Source organism: Lancefieldella sp. (assembly GCF_057237245.1).
Genome location: NZ_DBHHJM010000008.1, coordinates 16,066 through 34,622, shown reverse-complemented (window position 1 = coordinate 34,622; position 18,557 = coordinate 16,066). Strand labels below are relative to the sequence as shown.

Below are 18,557 nucleotides of genomic sequence, written 5' to 3'. Positions count from 1 at the left end.
CGTTACGCACCAAGCTTTGTTTTTGCAGCCTCAAGCGCAGCGTCAATTCCTGCAGCATTTGAGCCACCTGCCTGCGCCATTGCTGGCTTTCCGCCACCACGGCCACCAACAAGCTCTGCAATCTCTTTGACAATGTCTCCTGCCGAGAAGCCCGCTGCAACTGCAGAATCAGTGGCACCTGCAAGCAGGGAAACCTTTCCGTCAGCGGTTGCGGATGCGATGACGCAAGCAACAGGCTGGCCGTCAGATGCATCGCGGATGCCATCCCATGCGGAACGGAGCTCTTTACCAGAAAGGCCCTCGAGCTTAGCAATTACGCAGCTATAGCCATTAAGCTGGACAGCAGACTTAAGTGCTTCTGCTACCTGGTTGCTGCCTGCTCCCGTAAGAGCAGCCTCAAGCTTATGGTTTGCAGTGCGAAGGTCCTGCTGCAGCTGCTCAACACGGTCTGCAACAGCGGAAGGACGGACCTTCAGAGCTGCAGCAACCTCATCAAGCTGAGCCAGGCGCTCATCAACGTACTCAATAGCGCCCATAGAGGTTACAGCCTCAATACGCCTTGAGTTAGAACCAACGGAGCTCTCAGAGATAATCTTGAAGAGGCCAAGATCTGCTGTGTTGCGTGCGTGAGTACCACCGCAGAGCTCACGAGAGAATGGAGTGTCTTCTGCACCAGCAGAGATAACGCGTACGACATCACCGTACTTCTCGCCAAAGAGTGCAACAGCACCAGCGGCCTTTGCATCCTCAATGCTCATAATCTGGGTAACAACAGGCTTAGCGGCAAAAATCTCTGCGTTTACCATGCCCTCAATGCGATCAAGCTCATCTTTGGTAAGAGCCTCAAAGTGTGTAAAGTCAAAGCGCATACGATCTGGAGCAACAAGAGAACCAGCCTGGTTCACGTGGTCGCCCAGAACCTTCTTGAGCGCTGCATCAAGCAGGTGAGTTGCGGTGTGGTTGCGACGAATGAGCTCACGACGACCAGCGTCAATGGTTGCGGTGACAGAGTCACCAACAGAGACGGTGCCCTCCTCTACCACGCCAACGTGGGACTCAAGTCCGCCGTCGCGGTGCTTGGTATCAGTGACGTGAACGTAGAGACCAGGAGCTGTCAGCTTGCCAGTGTCCCCTACCTGGCCGCCCATCTCTGCATAGAAAGGCGTACGGTCAAGTACAACCTCAACCTCAGAGCCAGCAGAAGCGGACTCAACCTCCTGTCCGTCCTGAACAAGAGCAACAACACGAACGCCGGAGAGCTCATTGTTGTCGTAGCCGTCAAAGACGGTCTCATCAAGGCGGTCAGAGAGTGCAACCCAAATGCTCTGAGCATTACCCCAGGCATCACGGTTGGCAGACTTACGAGCACGCTCACGCTGCTCAGTCATTGCAGCATCAAAGGCGTCCATGTCAACAACGTGACCTGCATTTGCAGCAATCTCACGAGTAAGATCAATAGGGAATCCGTAGGTATCGTGCAGAAGGAATGCAACCTCACCAGAAAGCTGTGCGCCATCCTCTAGCTGCTCAAGCTCTGCAGTGAGCTTGGACTCACCTGCGTCGAGTGTAGCGCCAAAGCGCTCCTCTTCTGCGGTCAGAATGCCGTCGATAAGAGCGCTCTTCTCGACAAGCTCTGGATATTCTGCGCCAAGCAGAACAGCAACCTCATGTGCGTACTCTGCCATGAAGGTGCCCTGGATGCCCAGTAAGCGGCCGTGGTAGACAGCGCGACGGAGCAGGCGGCGAAGAATGTAGCTTCTACCCTCGTTACCAGGGAGAATGCCGTCACCAATCATAAAGGTAACTGCACGAGAGTGGTCTGCAAGGATACGCAGGCTGCGGTCAATCTCATCAGTTGAGTGATACTTCTTACCAGAGAGTTTCTCGCCCAAAGAGATGAGGGTACGCATGATGTCACCCTCGTAATTGGTGCCCTCATGCTGCATGATAGCTGCGATACGCTCAAGGCCCATGCCGGTATCGATGTTGCGGTGAGGAAGCTCAGGTAGAGAACCATCTTCCTGGCGATCAAATTGAGTAAAGACGAGGTTCCAGAACTCAAGGTAACGGTCACCGTCGTCTCCAGGAGCCTCTCCCTCAAACTCAGGACCCTGGTCAAAGTAAATCTCAGAGCAAGGACCACAAGGACCAGTTGGACCAGCTGCCCAGAAGTTGTCTTCCTCGCCCAGACGGGTGATGTGATCTTCTGCTACACCAAGAGACTTCCAGATCTCAATTGCCTCATCGTCGTCAGTAAAAACAGTAAAGTACAGGCGATCAAGAGGCAGGCCAAGGTGCTCTGGAGAAGAAATAAACTCCATTGCCCAGGTGCATGCATCGCGCTTGGTGTAACCACCAAAGGAGAAGTTACCCAGCATCTCAAAGAATGAGAGATGGCGAGAGTCGCCAATGTTGTCAATATCGTTAGTGCGAAGGCACTTCTGGCAGGAAGTTGCGCCAATCTCCTTCATAGTCTTGATGCCCTGGTAATACTCCTTGAACTGGTTCATGCCAGCATTAGCAAGAAGCAGCGAAGGATCAGAAGGCACCAGAGATGAAGAAGGATAGCGCTTGCAACCCTTGCTCTCAAAGAAGCTTAGGAAGTCATCACGAATCTCTGCTGTTGTCATTGTTTTATAGTCAGCCATAAAGTACTTCTCCGTATTCAAATAACTACTCTTTTGTACTGTCTGAGTCTACCGCATCTGACGATGGTTTATCTGGTTCCTTAGTAACTTCTTGAGTATTCCTAAAAAGTAACTGAGAAAAATCATGTCCAAGAATCTTGGGCGCGGGAGCTGAAGACTTGCTGCGCACATGAGCTGTAGTGTCTTGATCAACAAGACGCGACTCCTCAAAGAACTTCGGATCGTCCAGAGCGTCATATTCTGGAAGGATGGCGCCTGTCTCATCCACATACTGGGTAGAGTTAAAAAGCGCGCCATTTGGCGAGACGATCTGTCTGCCCGAATACTTCTCAAAGAAGTACACAAAGATGCCCCTCAGTGCTGCTGTCAAAGGTATGGCAAGAATAGTTCCAACTACTCCGCCAAGAGCGCTGCCAATGACAATACCAACGAGCGAAAGACCCGGGTGAACTTTAACGCTCGTTGCCATAACCAAAGGTGAAAGCACGTTATCAACAACGTTTTGTGCAACCATCAAGATAACGATAGTCCATACGGTCATGACAGGGTCTACCAAGATGCTCAAAATAAGAGCAATACCTGCCGAGAAAACCGGTCCAACTACAGGAATAATATGGAAGATTCCTGTAACCATGCCAATAAGAGCGGCATAAGGGTTGCCTAAAATCAGACACCCAAAGTACACAAGAATGCCATTAATCGCAGAGGTAATGATAGTGCCTCGCATATATCCACTGGTAGATCTACTTAAGATTGCAAGAATAAGTCTGAACTCATTCTCTTTTTGAGGACCAGCAATAATAGCCAACTCACGGACAATAACTGGATAATCTTTAGCCAACCAATAGGCAAGCACTAGGCCTAAGAAGAAGACCATGAGTTGGTTTGCCATAGAAGAGATGTTGCCTAAAGCAGATGTGGAAAGCCAACTCAAAATACCAGAAGCAACTGATATTCCAATACTTGATGCCTGTTCAATTGCAAGTTCTACGGTCTGTCTAACAGCAGGGTTACTTTGAGTGTCAAAGTTCTGCCAAAACTCCCTTGCCATTGCTCCTATCTGACTTGCATACGAAGGAGCGTTTCTGAGTAGCGTAGTAAGCTCAAATACCAATGGCTGCGCAATCAAAATCAAAAATCCTACCAGCACAATGAGCGTAAGAACAAGCGCGATAAGAGCGGAAATGCCACGAGGCACTCCCCTGTCTTCAAGCCAATTGGTAACAGGGCTACAGACAAACGCAACAATTGCGCCAATGGCGAGCAGCTCAACAGCCTGTCCCAGGATGCCAAGAACATACAGTGCAAGTGCAAACAATGCAGCCAGACCAATAACTGTCCACACCATTAAGCCACGTTGTTTCCATTTTTGAGCTGAATCAAAGAAGTTTTGATGCTTTTGATCCATTAACGGTTCACGCTTTCTGGGTCAATCTTTTCTTGGATACGCTTTAAGGTGCGACGAAGCAGCCTTGAAACCTGTACCTGAGAGATATTAAGTTTCTCCGCAATCTCTACCTGAGTAAGACCTTCAACAAAACGCATACGAATAATCTCTTGCTCTCGTGGCGAGAAGTCTCTAATGGCCTCTTCAAGAACAATGCGGTCATCAGAACCAGCAAGATCCTCATCTTCGGTCACATACTGATCAATGATTGAAGGAGTCTCGTCGCCATCAGCGCCAGAGCCGCCTCCCTCAAGAGGAACAGAGCTATAAGCGCTAGAAGACTCCATAGCCTCAAGAACCTCTTCAACGTTAGTATCAAGACGCTGGGCGATCTCTTCAATTGAAGGGCTTCTTTGCAGCTCTTTAGTCAAATCATCAGTGACCTGATTAATCTTGGAAGAAAGCTCCTGCAAACGACGAGGAACACGTACTGACCAGCCTTTATCGCGGAAGTGACGCTTGATTTCTCCCATGATGGTTGGCGTTGCATATGTTGTAAATTCAAGACCACGATCAGGCTCAAACCTATCAATTGCCTTGATAAGTCCAATGGTTCCCACCTGAATCAAATCATCAAGGGGTTCTCCACGGTTTTTAAACTTGGAGGCCAAAAAGCGCACGAGGTTTAAGTGACTCACAATAAGCTGGTCTCTTACCTCAGGGTCTTTTGTTTCTTTATATTGGGCAAAGAGCTTGCGTGTTCTATCTTTATCCCAGGCTGGGGTACCTTTAGAAGCACGACGAGCAGCTCTTCTTGCGGCTTTCTGCTCTTCTGCAGATGCCTGTACTGCCTCGTTTGCTTCAGGTTTAGGCATGTGCACCGCCAGAAATCTTTACAAGATGAAGCGTGTAACCGTCATCGCTAAGCGCAAACTCATCACAAATAGCGGAAAGCAATAGTTCTACAAGCTCAAGTGGCTGAGAATTATCTGTCTCAGACTCAACTGGATCCTCATCACCCAAGTCAAAATCAATAGCCATAGTATTGTCTTCGAGGGTAAACGTAATATCTACAGAGTCTTTCTGAGTGCCGCAAGCAAAGACAAATCCTTCTTCTGCGGCCATTTTGACATCTTCAAGCTCATCAACGTTCATCTTGCACAAAACAGCAAGATTAGCAGCCATCATTCTGACGGAGCGAGCAAATGTTGGATCTGCAGGAGCGGAAAGCTCAACAATTTTTTGTGTCATTACAATCTACTCCTCAGTCTTCTGAGAAGACTCAGAACCGTACTCAATATAGAACTGCTCAGTGCGAGCTGGTTTAGAATGCTTTGTCTTGTCCTGAGAAAGTAAAGGAAGCTCCTCAAGATACTCCTGAGCGCGCTGCGCACTCTGCTGTGCGGAAGCAGTCGCACCGCTCAGGCGAGCCTGAGCTACCTCAGCAAGCTTAGAGGGATTCAAAGATCCGCCAAGACCAGTTCCTAGCTTTGAAACAGACTCAACAACGCCTGTTACCGCATCGCTTGCAGCCTTGCTGACAGTTGCAGTTACGGCTGATGCTGCACCAGAAACGGTTGCCACATCACCAAGAACTACGTTGAGGCTCTCAAGAGAGGTATTAGCGTTCTCTGCAGCCTCATCAACCTTCTGCATGAGTGCAGGTAGCTGCTTAATGGTTGGATCAAGCTCATCAACCATGCCATCAATCTTTGAAATAACAGGTTGAATCTGCTCAATAGTGTTGTTAGCTGAGAGTGTAATCTCAGTAATTGACCTTCTTGTTGTTCTTAGGGTCAGAGCAACCTCGACAATGGCCCAAACACCAACTACGGCTAAGACTACAAGAGCAATCTGTAGGTAATCCATCTATGCCATCCCTCAAAGCTAACGGTTACAGTTCTTTCTATTCTACCCGAGGAGCGTCCTCTTAATGCTCCCACTTAGGTAATTCAAAATCCTAGACTTCCTCGTGACGATCACGCTCTGTAGCTGCAATTCTCCACGCTTCCCAACCTCTTGGAGATGGCGAGAAGAACGCACCACGTTCAAGTCCTTCTGGAAGATAACGCTGTTCAATCCATCCCCCAGGATAATTGTGAGGATAGAGGTAATTGCCATACTCTTCAGAACCAGGGCGCGTGCGATCCCTTAAGTAACTTGGAACTTCTCGCCTTGGACCTGTTCTTACCTCATGGAGGGCGGCATCAATACCTGCTTCTGCAGCATTAGATTTTGGAGCAAGCGCCATATAAATAACTGCTTGCGCAAGGTTAATTCTGCACTCAGGATATCCAATGACCTCGGCTGACCTAAATGCTGCATGTGCAATGAGCAGCGCCTGTGGATCTGCGTTGCCAATATCTTCTGAGGCCAAAATCATAATGCGTCGAGCAATAAATTTAGGGTCCTCACCTGCATCGATCATGCGCGCAAGCCAATAGAGCGCGGCATCTGGGTCTGAGCCTCGCATAGACTTAATAAACGCAGAGATAATGTCATAGTGCATATCTCCTGCTTTATCGTAGGGAAGTCCGCGGCGAGGATTTGCCTCAAGAACGTTTTGCTTGGTAATAACAAGCGGCTCAGATGCCTTACTATCAGCAGATTCTGGAACGTCAACCATCTGAGAAGCGAGCTCAAGAGAAGTTAGGGCTGCGCGACCATCTCCGCCTGCAAGCGTCACAATCTCTTTACGAGCATCTTCATCCAGAACAAATGCGCCTGCTAGACCATCTTCTGACTCAAGTGCTCGCTGAATGAGCTCATCGATTGCCTCATCTGACAATGCATGCAGCTCCACTACACGTGAACGAGAAATCAGAGCGCTGTTAACCTCAAAGTAGGGGTTTTCTGTAGTAGCCCCAATAAGTACAACTATTCTGTCTTCTACTGCATGAAGCAAGGCATCTTGCTGAGAGCGCGTAAAACGATGAATCTCATCAATGAACAAAATAGTTCTTCTACCTGCAGTTAAAAGCCTTGATTCTGCGGCCTCAATCTCTCTACGAAGATCTTTAACAGTTCCCGTAATTGCAGATACTTCTACAAATTCTGCGTGTGTTGTATGTGCAATAATGCGTGCAAGTGTGGTCTTACCAGTGCCTGCTGGACCATACAGCAGGACGGACGAGAGCGTATCGTGCTCAATAGCCTTGCGGAGCCAAGAGCCTTGGCCAACCGCATCTTCCTGACCCACATATCCATCAAGCGTAGTAGGACGCATGCGGGCAGCAAGTGGTGCATTAGCTTTTTTAGCGGCACGTTCCATGCCAGAAAATAAAGTATCCATGCAGCTATTTTACCCCGTCTCAAACATAAAAGCTTGGCGAGAAGCGCGCTCAACACAAATGCTCTTTACATGCCCGTTTGCCACACCGTGACTGAGTGGTAAGTCTTACGCACGTACCCCTTCTGCAAAGTAGCTTCTCTTTGGAAAGAGCTCCTGAGCTTCTGGGAAAAGTGCTTCACAGGTTGCCACAAAGTAGTCATCGGTCATTGCGGAAATAAAATCAACAACAGTACGATGCACATCACTCTTCCAGTCATAGGTGTGGCCGTACCTAGAAAGGTGCCTACTCACGGGCTCAATATGATGCTTAAAGATTGCAAGGCTCTGATCACCAGATTTAAGCGAAGATAATTCGTACTCATACAACTTCTCAAACAGGTGCTTAATGTCTTCAGAAAAATCACCATTGGCCTCTGATGCGCCATAAATCTTCTGGTAATTCTCGCGCTTTGCTCGTTTCATCTCTTTAAATGCCTCTTCAGAAAGAGAAATCTGAGGTTTACCAAAGCTGTTCTGAACAATATCTGCAACAAAAGCAGAGGTAGCCCATGCGTTATAGGCGCCACCAAGGCCATCATCAAACGTTTCTTCTGTTGCAGCGCCAGCACGAAGCGCATCCTGTCTATCTTTTCCAACATACGCAATAATGTCAGAGATGCGCATGACGCAACCTTCAAGCGTCATAGGACGCAGGTGTGCAATAGCTTGAGGACCTCTCTCCCAGCAATCTTCTACCACCTTATCAAACTCATCAAAAGTTGAAAGATCACTCATTTGAAATATCTGCTGTTCAAACTCGCCGTTGTGGCAAATTACTCCATCAAGTGTCTGCAAAGAAAGGTTTCTTGCATAGAGGCCGTCAAGCACGCGCACGCTCTGTACGTTGTGGAAAAACCAACGTCCCGTTTGCTCGTGATAAATATCATTGAGGAAATACTCCCCTGCATGACCAAAAGGAGTATGTCCCACGTCATGACCAAAAGCTATTGCTTCGATCAAATCAAGATTGAGACCAAGAGCACGTCCAATATCTTTAGCAACCCTACAAACAAGCTGCTCATGAAGGCCGCGACGCGTAATGTCATCATGCGCTCGGAACGAGAAGACCTGTGTTTTGCCGTTTAGTCTGTTATACGCGGGAGTGTGCATGATTTTCTCGACATCTCGCATGAAAGCCGGACGTAAAAGCGATGCCTGATCATGGGTGGAATCTCGGCGAATGATGTCTTCATTTTTGCACGCGTAAGGACTTAAGGTTCCCTTGGCTATTTGCTCAGCCACAAGGGCCTGAGTTTCTTCTGAAAGTTGTCCGGTCATATGAGGTGCAAAAGGATTAGTGATGTTCATGTGTATCCTCTCTAGATGTTTTTCACCTCTAGTGTAGAAGTTTCACCGGACAAAAACTCGTGTTGAATTTTGAGAGAGCTTCTAGGAAGGCTTGACGTCTAAAAAAGACTATCCTGAGGTGGTTGTTTTAAGGCCTCAAGCAGGTTTTTTGCCAAAAGTGCAGCTCCCTTAGAATTTGGATGCACATCATCGGCAAAATATTTTTTCTCCTGAGGTAACAGTTTTTCTCCAGAAATACACTGCAAACCAAACTTACCGGCAACCTCTTCAATAATTTGAGGAACCTCAGCATAACAAGAATAAGGGTGTGTGGGATACGCTTCGTCAAAATAAGGCGTAGGTGTCAGAACCACCACGCGCGTATCTGCATACATCTGAGAAATCTGCCAGAGCGAATTTTGAATATCGTACGTTACCTGCGACTTTGAGCATTTTTCATATCGATAATTTGCTCCAAGCGCAACAACCACTAAAGAGGCATCTTCAATAAACGTATACGAGCCAGGCTGATAAACTTGTCCACCAATTCCCTGGTTAACCACCTCAAGCTTCATTCGTTTAGCAAGACAGCGTGGCCAAGTTTTGTCTGGGCGCTCCACAACAAAACCCTGCACAATGGAATCGCCAAACACCACCAGTTTTTTCTTAGGCTCATCGGGCGAGAAAAACGTGCCACTGCCACGAAGGTTTTTAACGGAAGCACTCTGCAAACAAGGCAAATAAACACTCACGTGATGCGTGTCATTAAAACCTGGAAGTCTAGCAAGGTCATCTTCAGAGGTTTCTGTTTCTAGATGAATAGAAAGTGTATGTTCACCCGCATCATCCAGCGAGAAGTTCTTGTAAGGTTTGCCATCAACTGTCACAAATACAGAGCTGAGCTTTTTAAAATACGTGGCTTTAAGTAGCTGTAAAACAGACGAGGATCCCTTAGGAAGTTCATCAATTTTTAGATCAAGAACCACTTCTGAGCTGTCCGTGGTAAAAGCAACTTGAATATCTGAAGTGCACGTTGCCATCTGTTTAAAAAGACCGGGGTGCCAAGAAGAGCAGGAGCCAATGACTCTAAGTTGATTGGAAGAGAAACGCAGCGGATGGACCCATCCGTGAGCAAGCTTTTCAGACCACGGCGCACCAAGTAAAAACTTAGATGCTGGAGAACTAATGATCCACTCTCCCACTTCCATAGGCACCTCCAATCACAAGTTAAATTACTATAGTTATATACTACGAGGTTAATAGACAGTATTACAATCTTTAGCAACAAATAAACTGCTCTTGTTGTCCATAGGGAGGCAACAGATATGTTTGGCGAGAAGATATTTAATTTTTCAGAACCGATTTCTAGAAAAACATTTCGCACGGTATTGCTTATTAGTTTTCTTGTCTATCAGGGCGCGCGACTACTGTGGAAACAGGGAATTATTCCGCCATTACTGTTTTTTCTAGTATCAATTCTGCTCGAGATTGTTAATTGCTATCTCATTTTTAGAAGTGAGCTTAAAAAACGCTCAAAGATTTCACTTTTAGTTTTTCTTGCCTTTGTTCTCGTATTTGAGATTAGTCATGTTATTTATTTTATGTAACTAAAAACCCTCTTCTGCCTGCACAGAAGAGGGTTTTTCATATGCATTATATAAGGCTTACTTAATTACTCAGTAGCAGCTACGTCTTCTGAAGCCTGTACCTCACCGGCATCATTTTTCTTAGCCAGCTTCTTATCAAGCCAACCGGTAAATGCTGGTGCAACTAGCGCGGTAATAACTACCGCAGCTGCAAGCTGAGCGTTTGCGTTTGCAACAACCTGAGCTGTGTAGGTTGGATCAACACTAGCAACCGCAGCAGGAGTGGTTGTTGCGGTGCCTGCAATAGTTGCACTTGCAAGACTTGCCTTACCAGAACCACCAAGAAGACGCTCAACAAGCATGGTAAGAATACCGGTAATGATGCACAGAACTGCCAAAAGAATACCTGATGGACCACCAATAATAAGATTCTCAACACTCATGCCGCAGCCAAGGGCAAAACCAACAACAGCAATGCAAGGGTTAATACCAGGAACCAAAAGCCCCCTAATAAAAGGACTGAGATTGCCAAGAACAACGCCAAGAACAAGAGGAAGCAGTGTACCGATAAGTGCGGTAGGAGAAATTGCTGCAACGCCCGCTGCGCCTAGAGCAATCATGGTAACTGCAGGACCTGCAACAAGAGACAGAACAGCAGCAGCACCCTGCTCATCAGGAGTTCCATACTCAGCAGTAATACCAATGTACAGAGCAACATTACAGAAGGTGATGCCGCCAATAATAGAAAGCGCATTAAGACCAAAGAAGTTATCGTTCATGAATTTGGCAACAAAGAGACCAAAGGCAATAGCAATAGCAAGTTTTGGAATAAGAATGGTCAGGCCAGTCTTCAGAACCTTTGGAACCGTCTTCAGGTCAATGGAAGCGCCGACAAACAGCAGAACAATGCCAACAATAGCAGGAGCACCCTTAGCAACAGCTGTGGTAAAACTACCAATTTCTAGAACCTGAGGGAAAAAAGAGTGAAGCAGTAGGCCCACAGAAAGTGGATAAAGCATAATATCGCCAGGGAACCTGGGGACGCCAATCTTACGAGTTGTCTTTTGCTGTTCAGCTGCCATTATCAGCTCCTTTGCCCTGGTGGTCAAAAAATAGTTGACCTACTTTATCAGCACAAAGAAACATTTTTGAAAAGCGCTGTACAAATTAACAATTTAGCTACAAACGCGAGAAGACCTTACAAGCTGCAAGGTCTTCTCGCGAAATGGGCGTATATGAGTGTTGAGGACGACGCGGCGCGTAAAACTGAGGGCTATAACTTAGATTTTGCCGCCCTCGACGACAATGTTGTTTGGATCTACCTCGTCGCCGTAAATTGGAGCAAGGGTCTCTTCATAATCCTTGTGGAAGAAGTTCTCCTCTGCAAGAGGGCCGGTAATCTCGTTGTTGATAAACTCCAACAGCGAGGAATTGCCCTTGTGAACCGCGGCAGCGATAGTATCGGAGTCGCCCAGGTCATCAATGCCAACAACAAAGCCAGGGTTAGACTTAATCCATGCAAGTACCTCGGTATTATCGGTTGAGAAAGCATCACCGCGGCCGTCGAGCAGTGCGTTATACGCATCAGCATAGCTATCAAATTTGACCAGCTCAACCTTTGGTGCGTTCTTAGCAAACCAAACCTCAGCTGTGGTTCCCTTAGAAACAATAAGCTTCTTTCCATCAAGCTGAGAAACATCAGTAATTGGTGCAGAAGCGGGGGAAACAACGCCCAGCTTGATCTTCATGTATGGCAGGGAGAAATCAACCTTTTCTTTACGGTCATCAGTTACCGTAAAGTTTGCCAACATGATATCTGCCTTATTGGACTGCAAGAAAGGTACGCGGTTCTGTCCGTCAGTGGCAATGTAGTTGATCTTGACGCCCATATCCTTTGCAAGGCGCTCTGCAAAAACAATGTCGTAACCAGCGTAATTACCGTTTGCATCAACGTAACCAAAAGGAGCTTTATCACTGAAGACACCGATATTTACTGTGCCTGCCTTCTTGATGTCATCAAGAGTTCTAAACTTTGAGTCTGTATCAGAAGATCCACCCTGAGCTCCGTCGGAATCCTTTTTCTTGCAAGCAGCCAAAAGAGCTGCAGCAGAAAGTGCGCTTGCACCAAGGAAAGCACGGCGAGAAAGAGAAGTGGAAGTATTTTCAAAGAAATTCATTTTAAATCCTAACAAATTGCATCTATTACTACATCATCTACGTACAAAAACATGTTGTTTACTTATGCACACGTTCAAATTCAAAGGTGCGCAAAAACTCTTGTGCCCTTTCTGTTTTAGGTGCCGAGAAAAACTCTTGTGCATCGGACGACTCTTCTACGATGTGTCCCTGATCAATCAAGATGACTCGATCAGCAACTGCTTGAGCAAAGCGCATCTCGTGAGTTACCACCAGCATGGTCATTCCTTGCTCTGCTAGTTCCATAACTACCTGCAAAACCTCGTGAACCATCTCGGGGTCAAGAGCTGCAGTGATTTCGTCCAGCAAAAGAACTTCAGGGTTAGTCATAAGAGCACGAACAATTGCCACGCGCTGCTTTTGGCCGCCAGAAAGTGCTGATGGATAGGAGTCTTTCTTCTCCCACAGTCCCACACGACGCAGCAGTTCTTCTGCCTGTGCCAAAACCTCATCCTCTGAGCGCTTCTGCACTACCAGAGGGGCCAGGGTTACGTTTTTCAAAACCGTCATGTTAGGGAACAAATCATAGCTTTGAAAAACCATTCCAATGCCTGCTGCAGCGCTTTCCCTCTTCTGACCAGAAATAACCTGATCGTGGAGAAGCACTTCTCCCCCTTGGATATCTTCCAAGCCAACAATGGCGCGAAGTAGCGTAGACTTACCGCAACCGGAAGGTCCCAACACCACAACTACCTCACCTTTATTGATGGAGAGCGAGATCTTATCAAGCACGGGTTTCTCGCTTGAGGGATATACCTTAGTGAGGTCCTTAACTGCTAAAACGGTGTTACTCATGTGAGGCGCTCCTCTCAAGCCTGCGTGAAAGATACGAAAGTGGGAAGCAGGCGGCAAAATACAGGAAGAAAATAGCTCCATAGATCCAAAGTGCTCCGTCGGTTGGGAACTTGAAGCGATAAAAATCAGCAATCTGGCTACCAACTCTGAGCAGCTCAACCACACTAATCAAATTACAAAGCGCCGTTGTCTTAATCATGCGCGTAATCAGATTGATGGCTGGGGGCAAAAGACGCCTAAAGGCCTGAGGCAGGATGACCTTAAAGAACGTCTGCTGGCGAGAAAGGCCAAGCACAAACGCGCCGTCATACTGAGATGCTGGAATTGACTCCAACGCTCCTCTTACCAGGTCACCAAGCTCGGCAGCTCCCCAGAAGGTAAAGACCACAATTGATGCCTCAATACCATCAAAGTTGACATCGAACCATTCAGAAGTGCCAAAGTACACCACAAAGAGCAGCACCAGCTGAGGCATAACACGAACAATCTCAAGGTAAACACGAAGAATTGCGCGAACAACCTTGTTGTTGGATGTCATAAAAAATCCAACGAGAATACCAAGAGGAATAGAAAGTGCCACAGAGATAAGGCCAATGTGCACCGTTGTTGCAAGACCTCCAAGAAGGCGCGTTATTACTCCTTCCTGCAGCAAAATGTTATCGACGGGCATAGTCAAGCCTCCTCTCTAGCCAGCTGCCAAGCAAAGAAATAGGAACAAGGATAATCAAATAGGCAATTACCAGCATAAAGAGGGCTTCTGTAGTGTCGTACTGCATGCCAATAATGTCCTTGGTTACGTACATCAAATCTGCAAGGGCAATGCCGGAAACAACGGAAGATTCCTTGATCAAGAAAATGACGTTAGCAACAAGGCCTGGAATTGCTACAGAAAGTGCCTGTGGAAGAATAACGTGCTGGAGCGCTTGCATCTTGGAGAGACCCAGAACCTGTGCAGATTCAAACTGAATGGCTGCAACTGATTCAAAGCCTGCGCGAAACACCTCTGCCATATAGGAACCGCCAAGAAATGTTAGACCCACAACAGCAGCTACCTCTGCGTCCATTTTGAGACCAACTTTAGTCAGACCAAAGTAGATAAGAAACAACTGAATAAGCAGGGGTGTTCCTCTGGAAAGCTCAACGTAGAGAGCATTGAGCTGGCTTAAAACAGGAATTTTTGACAGCGAAATCTGAGCACTTATCAAACCAACGATAAGCGAGAAGATAACTCCAAAGAAAGAGATGGTAAGCGTTATTTTTGCAGCTTCTGCATACAGTGGGAGATGTTCCCCTATGAAGCTCCAGTCCATGCGAATAAATCCTCTCGGGATGTGTGAATACTCACACAAGAGTTACAAAATAGCTTTACGCCCGAGTCTATACCAGGAAAATTTTGCTCAGCGACAATTACACCCTGGTCGTATGTGACCCGGGCACCAGACACATCGCGGTGCATGCACAAAGTGCAGTGTATGTCGTAGCCATAATTCGCATGCGTATAATCCTAGCCGCAACTAGGATATTGTCAACTCACAATTAGTAAATTTTTTGATAATGGAAAATTCTTCCACTAAATCATCAACTGACATACGTGCATTAGCAGGACTTGTAGAGGGCAGTTGACGTGCGGGAATACCAGTTTGTTGCTCGGTATAACGCTTATAAAATTTTGTTGCCGTTCCACCAAGCGTAAAAATGGCACAGATTGATGAATCTTGAATAAGAGCACCAATGTTATGCGGAACCGGATTTGCAATAGAAGCGTCACTTGCACCCTTAATGTCACAAGCCTTAAGCACGTCACAAAGGGCAAGATGATGTCTTTTACAGAAGTCAATCTTTTCAGGTATGGACTTGAGGGGTTTCTCGCCATAGAGCGCAGCAACTACGCGCCAGAATCTATTCTGAGGGTTGCCAAAGTAAAAGCCAATTTCTCGGGACTTGGGACTAGGCATGGATCCCAAAAGCAACACGCGAGAATCAGGGGAAATGATGGGGTCGAGCGTGTTTTCTACATGCGTAAGCGCGGTTTTGACAGCATCGCCAGCAGGCTGCGTCGTCTTTGCAGCCACGATTACTCGCCTTCTTGCAGTGGCTCAACAAACTCTTGTAGATCATCAAGACGCAGTACGGTTACCTGACCGTAGCCGGCTCCACCCGTAGTACCGGTATCAATTCCCCACTTGTCGCCATCTGACTGAACCCACTGTGCCAGACCGTCCTCAGTTGTAGCGCTTCGATTCAAGTTTTTTGCACCAAAGCTTGCTAACAAAGGCGTGGGTGTATGGCCGCAAATTACAATAGGATATGCTGCTTCTGACGTGCGGAAATCCGTAGGATATTGCCAAAACTCTTCACGAATCCACAAAAGATCGTTTTCAGACTGCTTGCTTAAATACTGCTCCAAAGAAGCCTTATCCCAGGCGGTTGGCAAGGGAACGCCATTAGACTTTACGCCCGCATGTACCAGAACAAAATCTCTGCCTTGGACCTCAACGGTGGCGTACAAAGGAAGCGCCTGCAACCAGTCAATCAGCTCACTATATTCTTCTTCAGAAAGCGCCTTGAGCTCAGCAAGCGTTGCGTCTCCCCCGTTAATCTGCCACATAAACTGAGCTTCAATATCGGCTTCTGGGTCCAACGCTTGCAGCGCAAGCTGCTCATGATTGCCCATCAAAACCGTACAGTTAGGAAGTTCGCGAATTGTCTTAATAGTGGCAAGCGAGCTAGGACCACGGTCAATCATATCGCCAAGACAATAGAACACGTCTGACTCAGTTAGATTAATACGCTCTAGAGCACGCCTAAGCGGCTCCACATGACCGTGAATATCAGAAAAAACGTACGTTGCCACAAAAACCTATTCTGTCGAACCTTCATCTGTAAGCGTCTGACCATCAAAGTTCAGATTTTGCGTAAGCTCTTTTGCAGTATCAAGATTAAAGTCTGGCGAGAAGAAAACGTCAAGTGCATACGGCACATTTGCCAGCGCATGGTCATACAAATCCCAGAAACTATCTTTGCGTACCTCTCCCGTAAAAGGATCAGTCCACTCATTTCCTGCTCTGTTATCAAAATCAGAATCAGAAGATTCCCTTGCCCCGTGAGAGAGCGCCTCAATCAAAGGGAACCTATTTGAGCCAAAAGTGCGCTCAAGATGACCCAGTAGCTTTCTCTTCTTGCCTGTTGGTGAATATGCAAGGTGCTGAATAATCCTAAAATCAACGGCAGCTGACGAGAAAATCCTGGTATCGGTAGGTTTTTCATACGTCCATAGCAACGCAAAGAAAAACACTCTATCCAAAACGTAGAGCGTATGCAGTGACGCTCTTAAAACCTCACTATACGGCCTATACGTAGCTACCGTTTTGCCAAGATGAGCGTAAAGAATTGCTTCATCAAGGTCCTTCTCGATTTCTGCGTGTACTTGATTTTTAGCAGATTCATCCAAGCCCTCTACACCCTGAGAGGTAAGCATATTCTGCCAATAATAAACAAAAGGATGAGCAGCGGAATCAAGCATATAGTGGCAGAGGAATCCCGCAATATAGGAGCGAGCAACCGCAACGTCTTTAAGTGGCAGAGGCGCAATTGCATCTCGCATAGAAAGAAGAAGTTCGGGCGTTTTTTCTTTATGCATGATCGACGCATATTTAGCGTAGCGATGCAGCAGCGGGTCTGCTGCTAAATAAAACAGTGGATCTGGACCTTGATTACCCAGGAGAAAAGCTTCTCGCTCCTCCATTGTGGAGAAACCAAGTTTGCCTGCAGCTATATCAAAGGCATCTTTGCCAAAGAAGTCATGAGTCAAAATTGCGGGCATGTCCATTCCTTTCAGTTTGCTACCGTCCATTTTACCCAGCAATGGCACAGTGCGTTAGAGAGAATATAAAACAGCATGTAGTCACTATTGTGAACACAAAACCTCTAAGCTCCCTTCAGCTACCGCCTACCGAATAATGAGGCTTACCCCCTGTAGCAATACTTAAATATTTGATATCTTTAAACATACTTGGGGGAGATATTTTCTGTCTGAGCCATCTAGCTTGTATTGCGACTACAAGCTGGGAAAGTAAGGATCTAAGGAGTGAGGCATTCCTTACGGCACAGTAAAGAAAAACCTGCAAAGACAGAGAATATCTAATTGAGGGGAGCAATCATGGCATGCTGCTATGAGAAGCTTATCTCTGCAGATAATAAGAGTCTCTGCAGAGTCAAAACATCACATTCTTCTGGCATGAAGAAGCGTGAGTAACATGAACACGGCAAGAAAAATTAAACTCTATAGGATGCTTACGGCCCTTGCCTATGGCGACGCCTATGGCATGCCAACAGAGATGATGTCACCACACCAAATTGATTTTGCATTTCCTGATGGAGTTCAAAGTCTTTCAAATCCACCTAAAAATGACTTTTTTGGAAGACCTTTTACCGCAGGTCAGACTACAGATGACACAGCAAATGCAATCATTTTGACTAAAAACATCATTGATAACCAGGGAGTTTTTAACCAATCCCGCTACTTTGATGCACTAGAAAATTATGTGGCAACAGAGCCAAACGCTGCCCAGGTAGTTGGCCCTTCTACAAGAGCTGCACTAGCCAATCGACTTTCTGGTCACTCACTTAAAACGTGCGGACGCCTTGGTACCACTAACGGATGTGCCATGAAATGTGCGCCGATGGCTTCAATTGTGAGCTGGAAAGACAAACATGCGCTCATTAACAGCGTTACTGAACTTGCGCTTCCCACTCATGGAACCAACGTAGCTATCATGGGCGCATCAATGATTGTTGCCGCCATAAGCAGAGGTCTTTCTGAAAACTCGTTTACGGTAGAGGACGCTCTTGAAACTGCGTTAAGCTACGGACACCGAGCACTCTACACAAAAATTGGTACACAAATGCCTATGCCTAGCATGTACCAAAAATGCATCATGGCGCTGGAGTTTTGCGAGGGTGCCAAAAACCTTGAAGCTCCCCTAGCAGCATCAAGAGACATCTACGACTACTGCGGCTGTGGTTATGAAACTATAGAGACAATACCTGCAGTTCTTGCGGTAGTTAAGCTCTCTCAAGGAAAAGTCTCTAAAGCAGCGAGAATAGCTGCAGAGATGGGTGGAGACACGGATACCATTGGATCTATTGCTTGCGCTATTTGCTCTCAGATTCACTACGACGTTTTGCCTGATGAAGTACGTCTGCTTGAGCGCGTCAATGGATACCAGTTTGAAAAACTTGCAAACGATTTGGAAAACGCCACTTCCCTACCGTATGATGTAGCTATCTAGTTTGCGCTCTTTGCGCCATAGCATACGTTTCTTGTA

General features: G+C 46.8%; 17 protein-coding genes. 1 reads left to right on the top strand and 16 read right to left on the bottom strand.

From position 1 onward, the window contains the following. Positions 1–2 precede the first annotated feature (2 nt). From alaS to ACO5GU_RS06255, 16 genes are all read right to left on the bottom strand, one after another. Complete coding sequence (gene alaS, locus ACO5GU_RS06330; protein WP_484930455.1) at positions 3–2,648, bottom strand: alanine--tRNA ligase; 2,646 nt, start codon at positions 2,646–2,648, stop codon at positions 3–5. Positions 2,649–2,673: 25 nt separating this feature from the next. Beyond that, the gene (locus ACO5GU_RS06325; protein WP_484930454.1) at positions 2,674–4,056 is read right to left on the bottom strand and encodes an AI-2E family transporter; all 1,383 of its coding nucleotides are present in this window, start codon (positions 4,054–4,056) and stop codon (positions 2,674–2,676) included. Further along, positions 4,056–4,910, bottom strand: coding sequence for a SigB/SigF/SigG family RNA polymerase sigma factor (locus tag ACO5GU_RS06320; protein WP_035431837.1), 855 nt, complete (start codon positions 4,908–4,910; stop codon positions 4,056–4,058). Before ACO5GU_RS06320 ends, ACO5GU_RS06325 begins: the two co-directional genes overlap by 1 nt. Then, complete coding sequence (locus ACO5GU_RS06315; RefSeq protein ID WP_484870061.1) at positions 4,903–5,286, bottom strand: ATP-binding protein; 384 nt, start codon at positions 5,284–5,286, stop codon at positions 4,903–4,905. Before ACO5GU_RS06315 ends, ACO5GU_RS06320 begins: the two co-directional genes overlap by 8 nt. 6 nt (positions 5,287–5,292) lie before the next feature. Next, on the bottom strand, positions 5,293–5,904 hold the full coding sequence (locus tag ACO5GU_RS06310) for a hypothetical protein (protein ID WP_484810715.1): 612 nt from the start codon (positions 5,902–5,904) through the stop codon (positions 5,293–5,295). Positions 5,905–5,995: 91 nt separating this feature from the next. Then, a complete protein-coding gene (locus ACO5GU_RS06305; protein WP_484930453.1) occupies positions 5,996–7,327 on the bottom strand; it encodes a replication-associated recombination protein A in 1,332 nt (443 codons plus the stop codon). A gap of 105 nt (positions 7,328–7,432) precedes the next feature. Then, positions 7,433–8,674 carry a deoxyguanosinetriphosphate triphosphohydrolase family protein gene (locus tag ACO5GU_RS06300; protein WP_484930452.1) on the bottom strand — a complete coding sequence of 414 codons (1,242 nt, stop codon included), beginning with the start codon at positions 8,672–8,674 and terminating at the stop codon, positions 7,433–7,435. A gap of 98 nt (positions 8,675–8,772) precedes the next feature. Next, positions 8,773–9,861, bottom strand: coding sequence for an SGNH/GDSL hydrolase family protein (locus tag ACO5GU_RS06295; protein ID WP_484901360.1), 1,089 nt, complete (start codon positions 9,859–9,861; stop codon positions 8,773–8,775). A 464-nt stretch (positions 9,862–10,325) separates the two neighbouring features. Continuing rightward, positions 10,326–11,321 (bottom strand): 2-keto-3-deoxygluconate permease, encoded by a 996-nt coding sequence (locus ACO5GU_RS06290; RefSeq protein WP_484930451.1) that lies wholly within the window; start codon positions 11,319–11,321, stop codon positions 10,326–10,328. Between the two features lie 198 nt (positions 11,322–11,519). Then, positions 11,520–12,416: a cysteine ABC transporter substrate-binding protein gene (locus ACO5GU_RS06285; RefSeq protein ID WP_484930450.1), complete on the bottom strand. Its 897-nt coding sequence runs from the start codon at positions 12,414–12,416 to the stop codon at positions 11,520–11,522. A 58-nt stretch (positions 12,417–12,474) separates the two neighbouring features. Next, positions 12,475–13,230, bottom strand: coding sequence for an amino acid ABC transporter ATP-binding protein (locus ACO5GU_RS06280; protein WP_484922891.1), 756 nt, complete (start codon positions 13,228–13,230; stop codon positions 12,475–12,477). Further along, complete coding sequence (locus tag ACO5GU_RS06275; RefSeq protein ID WP_484930449.1) at positions 13,223–13,900, bottom strand: amino acid ABC transporter permease; 678 nt, start codon at positions 13,898–13,900, stop codon at positions 13,223–13,225. The genes ACO5GU_RS06280 and ACO5GU_RS06275 overlap by 8 nt, the downstream gene beginning before the upstream one ends. After that, positions 13,887–14,540 carry an amino acid ABC transporter permease gene (locus tag ACO5GU_RS06270; protein WP_484930448.1) on the bottom strand — a complete coding sequence of 218 codons (654 nt, stop codon included), beginning with the start codon at positions 14,538–14,540 and terminating at the stop codon, positions 13,887–13,889. Before ACO5GU_RS06270 ends, ACO5GU_RS06275 begins: the two co-directional genes overlap by 14 nt. Positions 14,541–14,744: 204 nt before the next feature. Beyond that, positions 14,745–15,302: a DNA-deoxyinosine glycosylase gene (locus ACO5GU_RS06265; protein WP_484930447.1), complete on the bottom strand. Its 558-nt coding sequence runs from the start codon at positions 15,300–15,302 to the stop codon at positions 14,745–14,747. Positions 15,303–15,304: 2 nt separating this feature from the next. Next, entirely contained in the window at positions 15,305–16,084 is a 780-nt protein-coding gene (locus ACO5GU_RS06260; RefSeq protein WP_484930446.1) for a metallophosphoesterase family protein, read from the bottom strand. 6 nt (positions 16,085–16,090) lie between these two features. After that, positions 16,091–17,053: a zinc dependent phospholipase C family protein gene (locus ACO5GU_RS06255; protein WP_484930445.1), complete on the bottom strand. Its 963-nt coding sequence runs from the start codon at positions 17,051–17,053 to the stop codon at positions 16,091–16,093. 433 nt (positions 17,054–17,486) lie between these two features. On the opposite strand from ACO5GU_RS06255, the gene ACO5GU_RS06250 reads away from it, so the two are divergent. Then, the gene (locus ACO5GU_RS06250) at positions 17,487–18,521 is read left to right on the top strand and encodes an ADP-ribosylglycohydrolase family protein (protein ID WP_484813785.1); all 1,035 of its coding nucleotides are present in this window, start codon (positions 17,487–17,489) and stop codon (positions 18,519–18,521) included. The last annotated feature ends 36 nt before the right edge of the window (positions 18,522–18,557 follow it).

Bases quoted from the DNA above. Each gene is read 5' to 3' on its own strand.
- ACO5GU_RS06295 (WP_484901360.1), bottom strand. From the start codon at position 9,861: ATGGAAGTGGGAGAGTGGATCATTAGTTCTCCAGCATCTAAGTTTTTA.
- ACO5GU_RS06290 (WP_484930451.1), bottom strand. From the start codon at position 11,321: ATGGCAGCTGAACAGCAAAAGACAACTCGTAAGATTGGCGTCCCCAGG.
- ACO5GU_RS06320 (WP_035431837.1), bottom strand. From the start codon at position 4,910: ATGCCTAAACCTGAAGCAAACGAGGCAGTACAGGCATCTGCAGAAGAG.
- ACO5GU_RS06250 (WP_484813785.1), top strand. From the start codon at position 17,487: ATGAACACGGCAAGAAAAATTAAACTCTATAGGATGCTTACGGCCCTT.
- ACO5GU_RS06270 (WP_484930448.1), bottom strand. From the start codon at position 14,540: ATGGACTGGAGCTTCATAGGGGAACATCTCCCACTGTATGCAGAAGCT.
- alaS (WP_484930455.1), bottom strand. From the start codon at position 2,648: ATGGCTGACTATAAAACAATGACAACAGCAGAGATTCGTGATGACTTC.
- ACO5GU_RS06255 (WP_484930445.1), bottom strand. From the start codon at position 17,053: ATGCCCGCAATTTTGACTCATGACTTCTTTGGCAAAGATGCCTTTGAT.
- ACO5GU_RS06285 (WP_484930450.1), bottom strand. From the start codon at position 12,416: ATGAATTTCTTTGAAAATACTTCCACTTCTCTTTCTCGCCGTGCTTTC.
- ACO5GU_RS06310 (WP_484810715.1), bottom strand. From the start codon at position 5,904: ATGGATTACCTACAGATTGCTCTTGTAGTCTTAGCCGTAGTTGGTGTT.
- ACO5GU_RS06305 (WP_484930453.1), bottom strand. From the start codon at position 7,327: ATGGATACTTTATTTTCTGGCATGGAACGTGCCGCTAAAAAAGCTAAT.
- ACO5GU_RS06280 (WP_484922891.1), bottom strand. From the start codon at position 13,230: ATGAGTAACACCGTTTTAGCAGTTAAGGACCTCACTAAGGTATATCCC.
- ACO5GU_RS06300 (WP_484930452.1), bottom strand. From the start codon at position 8,674: ATGAACATCACTAATCCTTTTGCACCTCATATGACCGGACAACTTTCA.
- ACO5GU_RS06315 (WP_484870061.1), bottom strand. From the start codon at position 5,286: ATGACACAAAAAATTGTTGAGCTTTCCGCTCCTGCAGATCCAACATTT.
- ACO5GU_RS06325 (WP_484930454.1), bottom strand. From the start codon at position 4,056: ATGGATCAAAAGCATCAAAACTTCTTTGATTCAGCTCAAAAATGGAAA.
- ACO5GU_RS06275 (WP_484930449.1), bottom strand. From the start codon at position 13,900: ATGCCCGTCGATAACATTTTGCTGCAGGAAGGAGTAATAACGCGCCTT.